This window comes from Neobacillus drentensis (assembly GCF_036962765.1).
GTDB lineage: Bacteria > Bacillota > Bacilli > Bacillales > Cytobacillaceae > Neobacillus > Neobacillus drentensis_C.
In genome coordinates, this window is record NZ_JBALOS010000450.1 from 1 (window position 1) to 1,432 (window position 1,432).

Annotated in this window: 1 protein-coding gene; it reads left to right on the top strand. The window is 33.0% G+C overall.

Translation table 11 applies throughout. The annotated features are described in order from the left end of the window. Positions 1-1,234, top strand: a 1,234-nt coding sequence (locus tag V7137_RS30585) for a 3'-5' exonuclease (protein ID WP_335701548.1), incomplete at its 5' end; no start/stop codon positions are given. Positions 1,235-1,432 lie beyond the last annotated feature (198 nt).

The window sequence follows — 1,432 nt, forward strand, 5'->3', positions numbered from 1 at the left end:
GTATTTATCTAAGGAAGAATTATTGACCATTTATAATGGATATAAATATTTACCATTTGCCCAAAAAGTTGAGCGCTTTCAACAACACGTTGAAAAACATTATCGTCGAATAGCAGATGCAAAAATAAAAGAAATCCAAGAGCATTATGATTTTGTTGTGAAAACTTTTTTGAAAGATGGCGGTTTAATTCAGAGTGACTACGTTAATATAGTCAAAAAAATGGATGGGATCGCAGACTATAAAATAAAGAAAGTTCGACAGGAGGTTACAGCAGATATCAAAGCCTGGAAAGATAGTGTGAAGGGATTTGATTTATTATCTGTTTATAAACAGGTATTATCCTTCGAGGTTCTTAACGCCTTTGAACACGAACTTGGACCGAATATTCCTGTATTGTTTAAGAATTATACCTTAATGAACTTAACCTATTTTGATTTGGCTCCATTATTTTATATCTATTTATCAATGTATGATAAGCCTGAATATTTTTCACATATTGTAATTGATGAGGGTCAGGATTTAAGTTTTGTCCATTTCGCAGCCTTAAAGAAAATTACGAAAACCATGACGATTCTTGGTGACAAAGATCAATCAATTTTTATGGAATATGGCCAATATGATTGGTCCCTTATTAATAATGCATTGTTTGAAGGGAATAATGAAATGGTTTTAACTCTCGATACAAGTTATCGATCAACATTGGAAATTATTGAAGTTGCAAATAAGGTCTTAATTAACCAATATGGGTTACTTCATAACCCAATCATACCTCTAAATCGAAGAGGAGATAAAGTTACCTTTGCAGAAGTACACTCAGGAAAGGATTTGTTGGATAGTATAGTCCAAACACTGAAAGTTTGGAGGAAAAAGTATAAAAGAATTGCAATAATTCATAAGGACGAAAAAAGGGCTAAGAAATTAGCAGAATATCTTAGTCAAGAATACTATCGTGACATCGTTTATATCAGTCCCGAAGATGATATGATCAATAAATCTATAACAGTGCTAACCTCATATCACTCTAAAGGTATGGAATTTGATGCGGTAATCCTTTGTAATGTAAATGAAGAAAGTTTCCCACAGGATGATTTGCACGCAAGGTTGCTATATGTCCTTTTAACAAGAGCCCAGCAAGAGGTAAAAGTCTTCTACCAGGACACTCCGTCAGCCTTATTGGAAGGGCTAATTGAAGAAACACGCAAACCGGTTACGGTTTTTGATGATATCCTGTAGTTTCTATTAAAATAATTATTACTAGTTAGAATAATTATTTTTTCTAAAGTATTTGAATTTAGGGTCAGACCCCAGGTAAAGCTTTACTTCACCGGGGGTCTGACCCTTTTTTCACTACTGCTATACTGTATTGAATTTTACATCGAGTAGAGATTATACATTTAAATTAAGATATTTGTGACCAAAGTGTTTCAAATT